14 protein-coding genes are annotated in these 15,105 nt (G+C 61.7%); 9 read left to right on the top strand and 5 right to left on the bottom strand.

All coding sequences use genetic code 11. From position 1 onward, the window contains the following. Nucleotides 1-78: 78 nt before the first annotated feature. The 5 genes from fabB to JFT85_RS06985 all read right to left on the bottom strand — a co-directional run bounded on the left by fabB (nt 79) and on the right by JFT85_RS06985 (nt 7,036). Complete coding sequence (gene fabB / locus JFT85_RS07005) at nt 79-1,299, bottom strand: beta-ketoacyl-ACP synthase I (RefSeq protein WP_053255243.1); 1,221 nt, start codon at nt 1,297-1,299, stop codon at nt 79-81. 11 nt (nt 1,300-1,310) lie between these two features. Next, nucleotides 1,311-1,826 carry a 3-hydroxyacyl-[acyl-carrier-protein] dehydratase FabA gene (fabA, locus tag JFT85_RS07000; RefSeq protein WP_003210552.1) on the bottom strand — a complete coding sequence of 172 codons (516 nt, stop codon included), beginning with the start codon at nt 1,824-1,826 and terminating at the stop codon, nt 1,311-1,313. Between the two features lie 248 nt (nt 1,827-2,074). Then, nucleotides 2,075-3,976, bottom strand: coding sequence for an ATP-binding protein (locus JFT85_RS06995; protein WP_201229575.1), 1,902 nt, complete (start codon nt 3,974-3,976; stop codon nt 2,075-2,077). Continuing rightward, nucleotides 3,973-4,902 carry an ABC transporter substrate-binding protein gene (locus JFT85_RS06990; RefSeq protein ID WP_201229573.1) on the bottom strand — a complete coding sequence of 310 codons (930 nt, stop codon included), beginning with the start codon at nt 4,900-4,902 and terminating at the stop codon, nt 3,973-3,975. The genes JFT85_RS06995 and JFT85_RS06990 overlap by 4 nt, the downstream gene beginning before the upstream one ends. Before the next feature lies 1 nt (nt 4,903). Further along, nucleotides 4,904-7,036 (bottom strand): TonB-dependent receptor domain-containing protein, encoded by a 2,133-nt coding sequence (locus JFT85_RS06985; protein ID WP_201229571.1) that lies wholly within the window; start codon nt 7,034-7,036, stop codon nt 4,904-4,906. Between the two features lie 195 nt (nt 7,037-7,231). Here JFT85_RS06985 and JFT85_RS06980 point away from each other — a divergent pair, with 195 nt between their 5' ends. The 9 genes from JFT85_RS06980 (at nt 7,232) to JFT85_RS06940 (ending at nt 15,090) form a co-directional block, all read left to right on the top strand. Continuing rightward, a complete protein-coding gene (locus JFT85_RS06980; RefSeq protein WP_064451622.1) occupies nt 7,232-8,257 on the top strand; it encodes an NAD(P)H-dependent glycerol-3-phosphate dehydrogenase in 1,026 nt (341 codons plus the stop codon). 10 nt (nt 8,258-8,267) lie between these two features. Beyond that, nucleotides 8,268-8,615: a DUF4389 domain-containing protein gene (locus JFT85_RS06975; RefSeq protein WP_053255248.1), complete on the top strand. Its 348-nt coding sequence runs from the start codon at nt 8,268-8,270 to the stop codon at nt 8,613-8,615. Beyond that, entirely contained in the window at nt 8,612-9,061 is a 450-nt protein-coding gene (gene sixA, locus JFT85_RS06970; protein ID WP_187601624.1) for a phosphohistidine phosphatase SixA, read from the top strand. Before JFT85_RS06975 ends, sixA begins: the two co-directional genes overlap by 4 nt. A gap of 86 nt (nt 9,062-9,147) precedes the next feature. After that, nucleotides 9,148-10,797: an AMP-binding protein gene (locus JFT85_RS06965; protein WP_201229569.1), complete on the top strand. Its 1,650-nt coding sequence runs from the start codon at nt 9,148-9,150 to the stop codon at nt 10,795-10,797. A 30-nt stretch (nt 10,798-10,827) separates the two neighbouring features. Further along, on the top strand, nt 10,828-11,271 hold the full coding sequence (locus JFT85_RS06960) for a hotdog fold thioesterase (RefSeq protein WP_053255251.1): 444 nt from the start codon (nt 10,828-10,830) through the stop codon (nt 11,269-11,271). Between the two features lie 97 nt (nt 11,272-11,368). Continuing rightward, the gene (locus JFT85_RS06955; protein ID WP_053255252.1) at nt 11,369-12,172 is read left to right on the top strand and encodes an alpha/beta fold hydrolase; all 804 of its coding nucleotides are present in this window, start codon (nt 11,369-11,371) and stop codon (nt 12,170-12,172) included. Beyond that, the gene (locus JFT85_RS06950; RefSeq protein ID WP_053255253.1) at nt 12,169-13,023 is read left to right on the top strand and encodes an alpha/beta hydrolase; all 855 of its coding nucleotides are present in this window, start codon (nt 12,169-12,171) and stop codon (nt 13,021-13,023) included. Before JFT85_RS06955 ends, JFT85_RS06950 begins: the two co-directional genes overlap by 4 nt. A 114-nt stretch (nt 13,024-13,137) precedes the next feature. Continuing rightward, the gene (locus tag JFT85_RS06945; protein ID WP_201229567.1) at nt 13,138-13,956 is read left to right on the top strand and encodes a DUF4892 domain-containing protein; all 819 of its coding nucleotides are present in this window, start codon (nt 13,138-13,140) and stop codon (nt 13,954-13,956) included. A 72-nt stretch (nt 13,957-14,028) separates the two neighbouring features. Beyond that, nucleotides 14,029-15,090: an AI-2E family transporter gene (locus tag JFT85_RS06940; protein WP_069551629.1), complete on the top strand. Its 1,062-nt coding sequence runs from the start codon at nt 14,029-14,031 to the stop codon at nt 15,088-15,090. Nucleotides 15,091-15,105: the final 15 nt, after the last annotated feature.

Here is a 15,105-nt window from a genome sequence, read left to right as displayed (position 1 = left end):
GCTGCAGATCGCCAACCGGTTGCCCATAAAAAAGCCCCGAACCAGTCGGGGCTTTTTTACATGATCAACCTGCGGGGCTTACTTACCCTGCCAGCGTTTCAGTACCAGGGTGGCGTTGGTGCCACCGAAGCCGAAGCTGTTGCTCATCACGGTGTCGATTTTGACGTTTTCAACGGTCTTGGTCAGGATCGGCATATCGGCAACGACCGGGTCGATCTCTTCAATGTTGGCCGAACCGGCCATGAAGTTGCCTTCCATCATCAGCAGGCAGTAGATCGCTTCGTGAACGCCGGCGGCGCCCAGGGAGTGACCGGACAGGCTCTTGGTAGAGCTGATGGCCGGAGCCTTGTCGCCGAACACCGCACGCACACCTTCCATTTCCTTGGCGTCGCCGACCGGAGTCGACGTGCCGTGGGTGTTCAGGTAGTCGATTGGGGTGTCAACGGTGGACATGGCCATCTGCATGCAGCGGATGGCGCCTTCACCGCTTGGCGCAACCATGTCGTAGCCGTCGGAAGTGGCGCCGTAGCCGACGATTTCCGCGTAGATCTTTGCACCACGGGCCAGAGCGTGTTCCAGCTCCTCGACCACTACCATGCCGCCACCGCCGGCGATGACGAAACCGTCACGCTTGGCGTCGTAGGCGCGGGAGGCCTTTTCCGGGGTTTCGTTGTACTGGGTGGACAGGGCGCCCATGGCGTCGAACAGGAACGACTGGCTCCAATGCTCTTCTTCACCACCACCGGCGAACACGATGTCTTGTTTGCCCAGTTGGATCTGCTCAACCGCAGTACCGATGCAGTGAGCACTGGTGGCGCAGGCGGAGGAGATCGAGTAGTTCACACCCTTGATCTGGAACGGGGTGGCCAGGCAGGCCGAAACGGTGCTGCCCATGGTCCGCGTTACACGGTACGGGCCAACGCGTTTCACGCCTTTTTCGCGCAGGATGTCCAGCGCTTCCATCTGGTTCAGGGTGGATGCGCCGCCGGAGCCGGCGATCAGGCCGGTGCGTACGTTCGATACCTGGTCTTCGCTCAGGCCGGAATCGGCAATGGCGTCTTTCATGGCCAGGTAAGCGTAAGCGGCAGCGTGGCCGACGAAGCGATAGATCTTGCGATCGATCAGTTCTTCGAGGGGCAGGTCGATGGAGCCGGAAACCTGGCTACGCAGACCCATTTCGGCATATTCCGGGTTGAAACGGATGCCAGGGCGACTTGCACGCAGGTTAGCGGTGACGGTCTCTTTGTCATTGCCCAGGCAAGAAACGATGCCCAGACCAGTGATAACGACGCGGCGCATGCGGATAACCCTTAAAAGTTGTCAGTGGAAGTGAATACGCCGACCCGAAGGCCTTCGGCAGTATAGATCTCGCGACCGTCGACAGTCACCGAACCGTCGGCGATGGCCAGGTTCAGCTTGCCCTTGAGGACGCGCTTGATTTGAATGTTATAGGTGACTTTCTTGGCGGTCGGCAGGACTTGGCCAAAGAACTTCACTTCGCCCGAACCCAGGGCACGACCGCGGCCCGGCAGGCCTTGCCAGCCCAGGTAGAAGCCAACCAGTTGCCACATGGCGTCAAGGCCCAGGCAGCCCGGCATGACAGGGTCGCCTTCGAAATGGCAAGCGAAGAACCACAGGTCAGGGGTGATATCCAGCTCGGCGACCAATTCACCTTTGCCGTACTTGCCACCCTCTTCGCTGATATGGGTGATGCGATCCACCATCAGCATGTTCGGGGCGGGCAATTGCGCGTTACCTGGGCCGAACAGCTCACCGCGACTGCAGCGCAGCAGGTCTTCCCGAGTAAAGGCGTTTTGTTTGGTCATGCGAGCTCCTCAATAATCCCATGCGGCAGGGTTGGGCAAATCTTCCCGAACCGAATGAAGCGTTCATGCCTCATATCGGCAGCCTACACATAGACTATTGCGTTGTAGTGAAAGTCACAGCGTCAAGGCACTCAATGTACACTTGTTCACTGAAATTTTAAACCGAGCCTGTTATCGGCCCGTTTGGGTGCCTAAGACTGCCGCACTTTCGTCTTTCACGCCAGTCGCAGTTGGTTGATGGCGCAGCGCTATTGCACCCAGCGCTGCAGGATTTGCTGCAAATCCGTGCGTTTGAACGGCTTAGCCAGGTAATCGTTCATTCCGGCTGCCAGGCAGGCTTCGCGATCACCCTGCAACGCGTTGGCCGTCAGGGCAATAATCGGCACGTCGGCGCAGCCCGGCAGTTGGCGGATCTGCCTTGTGGCTTCGTAGCCGTCGATCAATGGCAGGCGGCAGTCCATCAGGATGGCCGTAAATATCAGGCTCTCGGCATTACGGATTGCCTCGACGCCATCGATGGCCAGGCTCACTTCAAACCCCAGGCTGCGCAGCATGGCTTCGACCACGGTGCGATTGACCGGGTTGTCTTCCACCAGCAACACGCGGCGACCATCGCCAGCGCCGGTTTTGCCTTCGCGGTCCTGAGCGATCGCAGGCAGGCTGTGCTGATCGATGGCCAGCGGAATTTCCAGGGTAAACACCGAGCCACGGCCTTCTTCGCTTTGGGCGCGCAGTGTGCCGCCCATGCGTTCGGCCAGCGTACGGGCAATCGGCAGGCCCAGGCCGGTGCCGCCGTAACGTCTTGAAATGGAGCTGTCGGCCTGTTGGAAGGCATCGAACATCAACTCCAGGCGCTCGGCGGAAATCCCGATGCCGCTGTCGCGCACGGTGCAGGTGAACCACACCAGTTCATGGTCGAGGGTTTGCCAATGGGGCTCGACGGTCACGGTGCCGTGCTCAGTGAACTTGAGCGCGTTGCCGATCAGGTTCACCAGGATCTGGCGGATACGCGTCGGGTCGCCCTGCACCCGCAGTGAGTCCATGCCCAGCGGAATTGGCAGTTCCAGTCTCAACCCACGCTGCTGGGCGCTGTGCTGGAAGGCTTGCGCGCAACTGCCGATCAAGTCCGCGAGGTTGAACGGAATATGTTCCAGCTCAAGGGCGGCGCGCTCAATGCGCGAGAAGTCGAGGATGTCATTAATCACCTTGAGCAAATGCTCCGTGGACTCAGACGCCAGTGCGGCGTATTCGGTCTGCTCATCGGTCATCTCGGTGGTTTCCAGCAGCTGCAACATACCCAGCACGCCGTTCATGGGCGTGCGCAGCTCGTGGCTCATCATTGCCAGGAAGTCGGACTTGGCATTGTTCGCCCGCTCGGCCTCTTCGCGGGTCTGGATCAGTTGGGCCATGGCCTGATGCTGTTCGCGGCTGGCCTGGTTGAGTCCTTCGGCAAGGTTGTTGATATGACGCGACAAGTCGCCCAGCTCCGAGTCATCGACGATCGGCAGCGGCGTCTTGTAGTCGCCTTGCTGGATGGCCTTCACCGCATGGCCCATGGCGCTGATCGGCTGCGACAGGCTGGCGGCGAGGCGCCGTGCCAACAAGAAGGTGAAGAGCAGGGCGAACAGGGCAAGGATGCCGGCCTTGAACAGAATTTCCTGTTGGCGCTGGCTGAACGCGTCATTGGACATGCCGACGATCACCCGGCCCAGGTAATCCGGGCGCCGCGTCTTGGGCTCATTAAGGTTGTCCTGGAAAAAATCATTGCCCAGTTGGATATGTTGCAGGCGGATGGGCGCCTGGAACACTTTCACCGACAGCGAACGGTCGTGCTTTTCCGACGGCTGTTCGACATACACCAGAATGTTCTCGCTGCTGTCCTGAATCTCGAGGAAGCGCACATGGGGTGTGGCCAGGGTGGCGCGCAGCAGGCTTTCGAGCACGTCGTTGTTGCCGGAAATAACCCCGTACTCGGTGGCTGGGGCCAACTGGTTGGCGATCAATTGGCCGGTATGGTCGAGTTCCTGGCGCAGGTCCTGGATACGTACGAACGTAAAGAAGCTGATCAACAGCAAGGTCAGCAACAGTGCCGGGCCCAGCGTGATGAGCTGGGTGCGGGTGTTGATGTCCCAACGACGGCGCAAGGTCATGGACGTTTTTCTCCTTCGGCCAATCGGGCGGCGACGGCGGCTTCGTCCACCTGTTCGATCCCCAGTGAGCGTGCGACTTGCGGGTTGCCCACGACTTTGAAGTGTTCCGGGTACAAGGTGCGCGGCCAACTGGCCGGCGAGTGGTCCAACAGTCGGTCGAGCACATCGAGCCAGTCGGCCTGGTCGCTGTAGGTGCTGGCCAGGCTGCCCGCCTTGACGAACCCGGCGTTGGGGCCCACCAGGGGCAACTGCTGGGAGTAGCTGCTGAGCAACAGGTTCTTCACGGTTTTTGGGTTGTACAGCTGTGGGTCGTCGAGGCCGAGCAGCACATCACTGTTCTTCAGCAGGTTTTGCAGCGGGCGGCTGTCACTGACGTTGTCCCAGAGCTGCGGCACGATCTCCAGCCCCATGGGCGCGGCGTACTGAGCCAATTCGCGCAGCAGGAATTCACTGTCGGCGCCGTAAAGCACACCGATGCGTCGGGCCTGGGGCAGGATGTTGGCAATCAGGTTCAGTTGGCGCGCCAGTGGCGGGTCGCTCCACAGCAGGCTGATTTTGGCCGGGTGAGTGTTGCCCAGGCGTTGGCGAGCCTGTATCCGGCTGATCCGTAATACCAGGGTCGGCGGCCCCTGAGCATCCTGCAGACGCCAGTCGAGACCGGGCAGGTCCAGCAGGATCAGGCGGGTGCTGGCAGGCAATTGGCTCGGCGCGGGCAGGTCTTTAAGCGAGGTGAAGGTTACGTGGTCTTCGGGGCGCTGCTGGGCCAGCGCCTGGGTGAAGACTTGTACGCCGGCCCCGTCTTCGGCGGCGGTGAGCAGGATGTCCGCGCTCCACGCCGGCGCGCTCAGCAGCAGGCACGCCAGCAGCACACCACGCCGCCAAAGCCTTGAGGCAAAAGAGAGGGTCATCCGTGACTGATCGCCCATGTCAGAACTCTAACTCCGCACTGAAGTAGAGGACGTGGCGACTGTCATAATTGTTGTCGGCCCAGGTGGTGGGCTGGTTATCGAGGCGTTGTTGCAACATGCCGGCCAGCTCCACATTGGCTTTGCCCAGGGCAATGCGCTTGGCCACCCGCAGGTCGACCCGTTCGAAGCGATATTGGTTGAGCGCATCGTCGCCATAGTAGAACAAGGCACTGGACCAGCCGTGGCCCCATTCCCGCAACCAACCGGCCGAGCCGCTGTTGCGGGCAGTTTGTGCCTTGTCCAGCGGGTTGCTGGAGGTGGCGTCGACGTAAGCATAGGTCAGCCGCAGGCGGTCGGCGCTGCTCATGCGCCAGTCAAATTGCGACTCGGCGCCGGTAAACCGCGCGCTGTTGGCGTTGCTGGCAATGTACTGATTATTGCGCAGCGGTGAACTGATCATGGCGGTGATTTCGTCATAGAACAGTTTCACGTCGACATTGAGCCCGAGGTCGGCAAAGAAACCGTTGTAGCCCAGCTCTCGCGAGCGCATCAACTCTTTATCGAGGTTGCCCGGGCCTCGCGTTACCACAAAATATTGCCCTGAATTCTGCCCGTAGGCCGGAGAGCTCAGATTGGTGACGCGATAGCTCCAGTTGACGTTGTTCTCGAACATGTCCGGCGAGCGGATCGCCTCGGAGTACACCGCCCGCAGGCCGTGGCGCGGGTTGATCAGATAATTGACCGCCACCCGTGGCGTCAGCGAGTTGCCACTTAGGTAGGTGTCTTCGTACATGGCACCGCCTTGCAGCAGCCAGTGTTCGCTGGCGCGCCATTCCAGGTGGCCGAACAAGCGCCAGGTGGTGTCGTCGAGGGTGCCGTTGAAGTACGTGTCGGAATCGGCGCGGTCGTAGCGGTAATTCATACCGCTGACCAGGCGCAGGCTGTCGGACAGGCTCAGGGTGTCCTGAATCTCCAGGTCGTAGCGGCTTTCACGGGTGCTTTGGTCGATGTCGCCGCATACGCTCTGGTTGGCACCATCGCGCCACTGCTCCAGCACTTGTTTGGCCAGCGCCTGTTCAGCGCTGTTGCCGTTGGGCAGATTGTCGGGGCTATAAGCGCCCATGTGTCGGGCCAGTCGTTCGGCATAGTTGGGGTTCAACTGCCACAGCCGGGTCAATTCCGGGCTGAACGAAACCTTGGCGTCACAGGCTTTCCAGACTTGCTGCCGGTCCCATTGCTGGGCCGAGCCCTGGATATACAGACTGTGCTCGGGGTTGAACTCAATGTTCCAGCGCATGGACCCGGAATAGTCTTTGGCGACGACATCGGAATTAGTACCGCCTTCGGTAATCCCGGCGAATACCGGGGCGTAGGTATAAGGGCGCTGATTGGTCCCTTCCTTGGCGTTAAATTGCCAGTCGATGCTCTGCTGCGCGTTCAGGGTCTGGCTGACGGCGAGGCTGAAACGGTTGAGACGGCGACCGTCACGACGGTCGGCACCGACCGCGTCACTGTCAAAACCATCGTCCTGTTGCCCCGACATCGAAAGGCGCAAGTCGCCGGTCTCCCAACCCACGCCCTGGCTGGCGTAGAAGTCGTTGATCCCGCGTTCGCCACGGATGACTTTGACCCGCGAGCCGTGGCTGTTGGCCGGTGAGCGCGTGAGAATGTTGACCACCGCCATCAGCGCATTGGCGCCGTAACTGACGGTGTTGGGGCCACGGAACACTTCGATACGCTCGATATCTTCCATGGCGACCGGAATATCGCTCCAGTCCACCGTCGCCAGGCCTGCGCGGTACACCGAACGCCCGTCGATCAACACCTGCATGCGCCGTGCATCGCTGGCGCTGGTGCCGTGGTAGTTCACCGCCGCCTGATTGCCGGTGGTGTAACCGACCATCATCCCCGGCACCAGCCGCAGCAGCTCGGCGATGTCCCGTGCGCCGCTGGCCTTGATCAGCTCGCTGTCGATCACTGTCATGCTGCCGGGCACGGCCGCCGCCGATTGCTTCAGGCGTGTGGCCGTCAGCACCTGCGGCAGCGGCTGGCTGTCCAGGAACAGATCATCAGCCAGCGCCGTTGCACTGCATGACAGTGTCAATGGCAGCAACCACAACAGAGATGAGCGAGGAGGAGGGCCCAGATACACGGCACGGCCTTGATAATTACGAATAGCCGCCCATGTTAACTGAGGTGGGGCCATTTGCCAGTCGTGGGACTTGCAATTACTTCACACAAGTGTGGCATTTTCCGACAAGCGCTTGAATTGACGCGGGGGCTGGCCGCAAGCAAGTCGCCCCGTATAATGCCGCCATCGCCACTGGTATGGATTAACGGATTGCATATGACTGAACAGCGCCCAATTGCGGTCCTGGGAGGCGGAAGTTTTGGTACCGCCGTGGCTAATCTGCTGGCCGAAAACGGCCATGCGGTGCGCCAGTGGATGCGTGATCCCGAGCAGGCCGAGGCCATCCGCGTTCATCGGGAAAACCCCCGTTACCTTAAAGGCATCAAGATTCATCCGGCGGTCGAGCCGGTCACGGACCTGTTGGCAACGCTCACTGACTGCGACCTGTGCTTCGTCGCGCTGCCGTCCAGCGCGTTGCGCTCGGTGCTGGCGCCCCATGCCGAGCGCCTGGCGGGCAAGCTGCTGGTCAGCCTGACCAAGGGCATCGAGGCGCACACCTTCAAGCTGATGAGCGAAATCCTTGCAGAGATCGCGCCCCAGGCGCGTATTGGTGTGCTGTCCGGGCCGAACCTGGCGCGCGAAGTCGCGGAGCACGCACTGACGGCCACCGTGGTCGCCAGTGAAGACGAAGCGCTGTGCGAGCGCGTCCAGGCAGTGCTGCATGGCCGCACGTTCCGGGTGTATGCCAGCAGCGATCGGTTCGGCGTGGAGTTGGGCGGCGCACTGAAAAACGTCTACGCGATCATTGCCGGCATGGCGGTGGCCTTGGGCATGGGTGAAAACACCAAGAGCATGCTGATCACCCGCGCTTTGGCCGAGATGACCCGCTTTGCGGTCAATCAGGGCGCCAACCCGATGACCTTCCTGGGGCTGGCGGGCGTGGGTGACTTGATCGTCACCTGCTCGTCGCCGAAAAGCCGCAACTACCAGGTCGGTTTCGCGCTGGGCCAGGGCCTGAGCCTGGAAGACGCGGTGACCCGCCTGGGTGAAGTAGCCGAAGGCGTCAACACGCTCAAAGTGTTGAAGGCCAAGGCCCAGGAAGTCGGCGTGTACATGCCGCTGGTCGCCGGGCTGCACGCGATCCTGTTTGAAGGGCGCACCTTGAATCAAGTCATCGAGTTGCTGATGCGCGCTGAACCGAAAACCGATGTCGATTTCATTTCCACCAGTGGTTTCAACTGAGGAACGCGCCATGAACGATCCGAAAGCAGCCCCCCAATACGAGTCCATCCTCCTGCGTATCCTGTGGATGCTGGTCTTTGCGCTGGTGTGGCAAGTGGCGCAGTTCCTGCTCGGTGCGCTGGTGGTGGTGCAGTTGGTGTATCGCCTGATCTACGGCGCGCCGAACCTGGGCCTGATGAACTTTGGTGACAGCCTCAGCCAATTCCTGGCGCAGATCGGCCGTTTCGGCAGTTTCCATACCGAGCAAAAACCCTGGCCGTTCGCCGACTGGCCGACCCCGCGCGCACCGGATGGCGAGGCCGCCCACAGCGTACCGCCGGCGCCGCACCCGGTACGTGATGAGGAGCCCAAGCTGTGAAGCTGTGGATTTTGCGACACGGTGAAGCCGAAGGGCACGCGCGCACCGACGCCGAGCGCAACCTCACCGAGCATGGCCGTGGCGAAGTGTTGCGCAGTGCCGCGCACCTGATCGGCCAGCCGATCACTGCCATCGTCGCCAGCCCGTATGTACGCGCCCAGCAGACCGCCTATCTGGTGCGTGAGGCATTGGGCTTCGAGCCGCCAATCCGCACGGTGCCGTGGCTGACGCCAGAGAGTAACCCGCTGCAGGTGCTGGACAAACTCGATACCGATGACAACGTGCTGCTGGTCAGTCACCAGCCGTTGGTCGGCAGCCTGATCAGCTTTTTGCAGCATGGCCATCTGCGTCAGCCGCAACCGATGCACACCGCCAGCCTGGCGGAGCTGGAGGGGGATTTTCCGCTGGCGGGGCTGATGAGCCTGGTTGATGTGAAGAACCCGTAGGAAAAGTCATCGCTGTTTTGTGTGCTATATAGTCAACCAAGCAAGTGCTTGGTTGGCTATCATCGGATCACAAAGGAGCGCGTCCCATGCCTGTCGCTTTTCGTTTGCCGTTGCAGGTCTTCTACGAACGTGAAGCGCGGCACCCGCGCAAGCCCTTTCTCGTGCAGCCCATCGGCGGCGGGGCGGTGCAGACCCTCACCTGGGGCGAGGTCGGTGACCAGGCCCGTTGCGCTGCACAGTGGTTGCGCGCCAGGGCGTTGCCCCAGGGTTCGCACATTGCCCTGATCTCGAAAAACTGCGCGCACTGGATCATCGCCGACCTGGCCATCTGGATGGCCGGGCATGTCTCCGTGCCGTTGTACCCCAACCTGACTGCCGACTCGGTCGCCCACGTGTTGACGCATTCGGAGGCGGCGCTGGTGTTGATCGGCAAGCTGGACGACTGGCCGGCGATGGTCGCCGGTATCCCGGCCGGTCTGCCGACCATCAGCCTGCCACTGTGCCCGGCCGGCGACTTTGATTTCAGCTGGTCAGACCTGCAAGCCTGTTCTCCGATCCAGGATAACCCCACGCCCGCTGCCGCGAGCCTGGCGACCATCGTCTACACCTCCGGCACCACCGGCTTGCCCAAAGGCGTGATGCAGACCTTTGGCGCCTTGGGTTTCGCCGCCACGCAAGGCACCCAGTTATTCGGTTTGGGGGAGGGTGATCGGCTGCTGTCCTACCTGCCGTTGTGCCATGTGGCGGAGCGGATGTTTGTCGAACTGGCCTCGATCTACACCGGGCAAACGGTGTTTTTCGCCGAGAGCCTGGATACGTTTCTTACAGACTTGCGTCGGGCACGGCCGACGGCGCTGTTTGGTGTGCCGCGCATCTGGACCAAATTTCAGCTGGGCGTCTACAGCAAGATCCCGCAACAGCGCCTCGACACGCTGCTGCGCCTGCCATTTATCGGCAAACGCGTCGGCCATAAAGTCCTCGCGGGCTTGGGCCTGGATGCGCTACGCATTGCGTTGTCCGGTGCGGCGCCAGTTCCCGAGGGCTTGCTGCGTTGGTATCAGCGCCTGGGGCTGGATGTGCTTGAGGTGTATGGCATGACCGAAAGTTGCGGCTATTCGCACGTGTGCCGCCCAGGCCAACAGACACTCGGCTGGATCGGCCGGCCGTGCCCCGGTGTTGAAGTGCGCATCGACGCGTCAGGAGAGGTGCAAGTACGCAGCGGCGCGACCATGCTCGGCTACTTCAAGGACCCGCAGAAAACCGCTGAGACCTTGACCGAAGATGGCTTCCTGCGCACCGGCGACAAGGGCGAGCAGGACACCGATGGCCGCTTGCGCCTGACCGGTCGCCTCAAGGAGATCTTCAAGACCAGCAAGGGCAAATACGTCGCCCCTGCGCCGATCGAAAACCGCCTGGCCGAGCACGCGCGGATCGAACAGGTGTGCGTGGTCGGGGATGGCCTCACTGCGCCGATGGGCTTGTGTGTGCTATCGGCAGGCGATCAGGACCGACAAGCGCTGCACAGTAGCCTTGAGCGCTGGCTGGAACACGTCAACCTGAGCCTGGACAAACACGAACGTCTGCGCCAATTGGTGGTGGTGAATGACAGTTGGGCGGTGGAAAACGGCTTTCTGACGCCGACCCTGAAGATCAAGCGCACGGTGATCGAGTCGACCTACGGCGCACAGTTCCAGGCGTGGAGCGAGCGCACCGAATCCATTCTGTGGCAGGATTAGGCACGTAATAAAACCAATAAGGACAACCCCATGAGCTTGTGGCGCACCCAACCCAATATCGAGCAACTCAACGCTATCCAGAAAAACACCATCGGCGAGTTACTGGATATTCGTTTCGAATCTTTCGACGACGAGTCACTGACCGCCAGCATGGTTGTCGACCAGCGTACGCATCAACCGTATGGCCTGTTGCACGGCGGTGCGTCGGTGGTGTTGGCGGAAAGCGTCGGCTCCATGGCGGCTTATTTGTGTATTGATGCCAGCAAGTTCTATTGCGTGGGCCTTGAAGTGAATGCCAACCACCTGCGGGGTGTGCGCAGCGGGCGGGTGACGGCAGTGGCGCGAGCGATTCATATCGGTCGTACCACCCAGGTCTGGGATATTCGCTTGAGCAACGACGATGGCAAGGCCAGCTGTGTCTCGCGCCTGACCATGGCCGTGGTGCCGTTGGGCGAAAACCCGCCGGCGCGATAGGCGTGGCGTGAGTGTCATCATTCCTGGCGGTTACAGTCATTGCTGTAGCGGCCAGGCATGGTGACAATCAACTTCTGTTTTTGTCGATGGATTCTGTATGTCGCAGCACGTGTTTTTTGCCCACGCCAATGGCTTCCCTTCGGCCACTTACGGCAAGTTGTTTGCCGCCCTGGCCCCGGAATATGCAGTGGCTCACCTGCCGCAGCACGGCCACGACCCCAGGTTTCCGGTGGATGACAACTGGCAGAACCTGGTGGACGAGTTGATCCACCACTTGGAGCAGCAGCCGGAACCGGTGTGGGGCGTGGGCCACTCCCTGGGCGGCGTGTTGCATTTGCACGCGGCCATGCGCTGCCCACAGCTGTATCGCGGTGTGGTGATGCTGGATTCGCCGGTGCTGACCCGCGCCGATCGCTGGGTCATCCGCGCCGCCAAGCGCTTTGGTTTTATCGACCGCCTGACTCCTGCCGGGCGCACCTTGGGCCGACGTGAAGAGTTCACCGATCTGGACGCCGCGCGCAGTTACTTCGCCGGTAAGACCCTGTTTCGCGGCTTCGACCCGGAATGCTTTGACGCTTACCTGCAACATGGCCTGCAACAAGTGGGCGATCGCCTGCGTCTGCGCTTCGACCCCGCCACCGAAATCAGCATCTACCGTGGCGTGCCCCATACCAGCCCAGGCCAGGTTCGCCAGTTGAAGGTGCCGCTGGCGGTGGTGCGCGGCCGCCAGAGCCGGGTGGTCATGCGGCACCATGCCAATGGTGTAGACCGCCTGCCGATGGGCGAAATGCTGACGATGCCCGGTGGCCATATGTTCCCCCTGGAACGCCCTCAGGACACGGCGACCTTGATCAAAAACCTGTTCGCCCGGTGGCAAGCCCGCGAGCGCAGTTGCGCATGAGTGCGCCGGTCGAGGAAGTGCGCCTGAGCCTGCCGCATATCGAGTTGGCAGCGCACCTGTTTGGTCCCGAAGACGGCTTGCCGGTAATCGCCCTGCATGGCTGGCTGGATAACGCCAACAGCTTTGCGCGATTGGCGCCGAAGCTGCAGGGGTTGCGCATCGTCGCGTTGGACATGGCCGGCCACGGGCACTCGGCGCACCGGCCTGCCGGGGCGGGTTATGCCTTGTGGGACTATGTGTTTGACGTGCTGCAAGTCGCCGAACAACTGGGCTGGAAACGTTTTGCATTACTTGGCCACTCCCTTGGCGCTATCGTTTCGTTGGTGTTGGCGGGCGCTTTGCCGGAGCGTGTGACGCACCTGGGTTTGATCGACGGTGTCGTCCCGCCGACCGCCGCTGGTGAGAACGCGGCGGAGCGGCTGGGCATGGCGCTGCAGGCGCAATTGAGCCTGCAGAACAAACGCAAGCCGGTTTACAGCAGCCTTGATCGGGCGGTTGAAGCGCGGATGAAAGGCGTGGTGGCGGTCAGCCGTGAAGCCGCCGAACTGCTGGCCCAGCGCGGTTTGATGCCAGTGCCGGGTGGTTATACCTGGCGTACGGACAGCCGTCTGACCCTGGCCTCGCCGATGCGCCTGACTGATGAGCAGGCAATGGCTTTCGTGCGGCGTGTGGCGTGCCCTACGCAGTTGGTGGTCGCCGCTGATGGCATGCTGGCGAAACATTCCGAATTGCTTTCTCAGCTACCCTTTACGGTGAGCACGCTGCCGGGAGGCCATCATTTACACCTTAATGATGAGCCCGGCGCGATCCTTGTTGCAGACTGTTTCAATCGGTTCTTCTCCACGCCTTGACTTGGCGGGGTCAACTGCCGAGGCTGGGCGGATTGAAAGGGAGTCAACCATGAACGATGTGAACACCGCTCTTAAAACAGCAGCAACCTCCGATGGCCAGGGCTTATTGGTCCGATGAGCCTGCGTAAAGGATGTATCCGCGCCCTCGGGCTGTGCTGTTTCAGCCCCTTGGTGTTCGCCGCCGACGTGCCGGGTAGCCAGGATTTACCGGCCGTGTCCCGCCAGGTCGATGCACAAATCGTCGATTACCGCCCCGCAGAAGAAAAGGAACGCATCTACCCCATGGGGGCGATCCGCAAGATCAGCGGCCAACTGCGCTACGAAGGCCAGGCCACGGCGCGCGGTCAAACCACTGCCATCACCTATGAGCTGCCCGCCGAGCACACTTCCAGCGCCGCGTTTACCGCAACGCGCGAAGCGTTACAGGCCAAGGGCGCGCAGCTGTTGTTCTGGTGCCAGGCCCGCGATTGCGGCGAAAGCAGCCTGTGGGCCAATGAAGTCTTCGGCAACGCCAAGCTGGTCGGCGCCGATGGTCAGCAGGAATACCTGCTGTTGCGCCTCGCGGCGCCGCAGGGCAACTCCCTGGTGGCGTTGTACGGCATCACCCGCGGCAACCGTCGCGCTTACCTGCACGTGGAGCAACTCGATGCCAGCGCGCCGCTGGGGGACTTGCTGCCCACCTCTGCGACCTTGTTGCGTGAGTTGAAAAGCACGGGCGAGCTGGATTTCCCTGCGCTGGGATCTGAGCCTGATGCCACCTGGTTGACCCTGATTTCCCGCGGCTTGAACCTCGACGCCACCTTGCGCGTCAGTTTGACCGGGCCGACGGCCGAAGCCTGGCGCCAAGGCCTGATCGACAGCGGTGTACGCGCCGCCCGCATGGAAACCGGCATCGGTGACGCTAAGGGTTTGCACCTGCATCTGATACGCTGACCGTTATCAGGCGAGCGGACCCGCGCCGCTCGCCTAAGCTCTCTTCCTACAGCCTTCTTCTCGAGATACCCGATGCTCAATAACGATCGCCTACTGGTGCAAATCCTGCTGCTGGTGTTGTTTGGTGCCAGCTTCTGGGTGATGGCGCCGTTCTGGTCGGCGCTGTTCTGGGGCGCGGTGCTGGCATTTGCCAGCTGGCCGCTGATGCGTTTGCTGACTCGCTGGTTGGGCGGCCGGGAGTCTCTGGCGGCCGGCATCCTGACCTTATGCTGGATATTGCTGGTGGCGGTGCCGCTGGTGTGGCTGGGGTTTAACCTGGCAGACCATGTGCGTGACGCCGTGAGCCTGATCAAGGATATCCAGGTCGACGGCTTGCCTGCCGCGCCGACCTGGCTGGGCTCGATTCCCTTTGTCGGCGAGCGTTTGGTGGCGACGTGGGACAGCATCGACCAGCAAGGCGCGGCGCTGATGGTCAGCATCAAGCCGTACCTGGGGCAGGTCGGCAACTGGTTGCTGGCGCGCAGTGCGCAGATTGGTGGCGGCATCCTCGAGCTGACGCTGAGCCTGGTGTTCGTGTTCTTTTTCTACCGCGATGGGCCACGGCTGGCGGTGTTCGTGCATCGCTTGCTGGAGCGTTTGATCGGCGAGCGCGCCGGTTACTACATCGAACTGGTGGCCGGCACCGTGCAGCGCGTGGTCAACGGTGTAATCGGTACGGCCGCCGCCCAGGCCCTGCTGGCGCTGATCGGTTTCCTGATCGCCGGCGTGCCGGGCGCGCTGGTGCTGGGCATCGTCACCTTCCTGCTCAGCCTGATCCCCATGGGCCCCCCGCTGGTGTGGATACCGGCCACGGCCTGGCTGGCCTGGAAGGGCGATTACACTTACGCGGTGTTCCTCGGTGTATGGGGCACGTTCATCATCAGCGGCGTGGACAACGTGCTCAAGCCGTACCTGATCAGCCGAGGCGGCAACTTGCCGCTGGTGATCGTGCTGTTGGGCGTGTTCGGCGGGCTGATTGCCTTTGGCTTTATTGGCCTGTTTATCGGCCCGACGTTGCTGGCGGTGGCCTACAGCCTGTTGACCGATTGGAGTGCAACCCAGGCCCAAGTTCGCCGCGAAGACAAATCGCTGTAGAGGACGGGAGGGCTG

Origin of the sequence: Pseudomonas sp. TH04 (assembly GCF_016651355.1) — a bacterium.
GTDB lineage: Bacteria > Pseudomonadota > Gammaproteobacteria > Pseudomonadales > Pseudomonadaceae > Aquipseudomonas > Aquipseudomonas fluorescens.
The sequence above is the reverse complement of the archived record's forward strand: the minus strand, read 5'-3'. Positions and strand labels throughout refer to the sequence as shown.

Coding starts and splice junctions, on each gene's coding strand:
- fabB (WP_053255243.1), bottom strand. CDS start 1,299: ATGCGCCGCGTCGTTATCACTGGTCTGGGCATCGTTTCTTGCCTGGGC.
- fabA (WP_003210552.1), bottom strand. CDS start 1,826: ATGACCAAACAAAACGCCTTTACTCGGGAAGACCTGCTGCGCTGCAGT.
- JFT85_RS06995 (WP_201229575.1), bottom strand. CDS start 3,976: ATGACCTTGCGCCGTCGTTGGGACATCAACACCCGCACCCAGCTCATC.
- JFT85_RS06990 (WP_201229573.1), bottom strand. CDS start 4,902: ATGGGCGATCAGTCACGGATGACCCTCTCTTTTGCCTCAAGGCTTTGG.
- JFT85_RS06980 (WP_064451622.1), top strand. CDS start 7,232: ATGACTGAACAGCGCCCAATTGCGGTCCTGGGAGGCGGAAGTTTTGGT.
- JFT85_RS06975 (WP_053255248.1), top strand. CDS start 8,268: ATGAACGATCCGAAAGCAGCCCCCCAATACGAGTCCATCCTCCTGCGT.
- JFT85_RS06965 (WP_201229569.1), top strand. CDS start 9,148: ATGCCTGTCGCTTTTCGTTTGCCGTTGCAGGTCTTCTACGAACGTGAA.
- JFT85_RS06960 (WP_053255251.1), top strand. CDS start 10,828: ATGAGCTTGTGGCGCACCCAACCCAATATCGAGCAACTCAACGCTATC.
- JFT85_RS06955 (WP_053255252.1), top strand. CDS start 11,369: ATGTCGCAGCACGTGTTTTTTGCCCACGCCAATGGCTTCCCTTCGGCC.
- JFT85_RS06950 (WP_053255253.1), top strand. CDS start 12,169: ATGAGTGCGCCGGTCGAGGAAGTGCGCCTGAGCCTGCCGCATATCGAG.
- JFT85_RS06945 (WP_201229567.1), top strand. CDS start 13,138: ATGAGCCTGCGTAAAGGATGTATCCGCGCCCTCGGGCTGTGCTGTTTC.
- JFT85_RS06940 (WP_069551629.1), top strand. CDS start 14,029: ATGCTCAATAACGATCGCCTACTGGTGCAAATCCTGCTGCTGGTGTTG.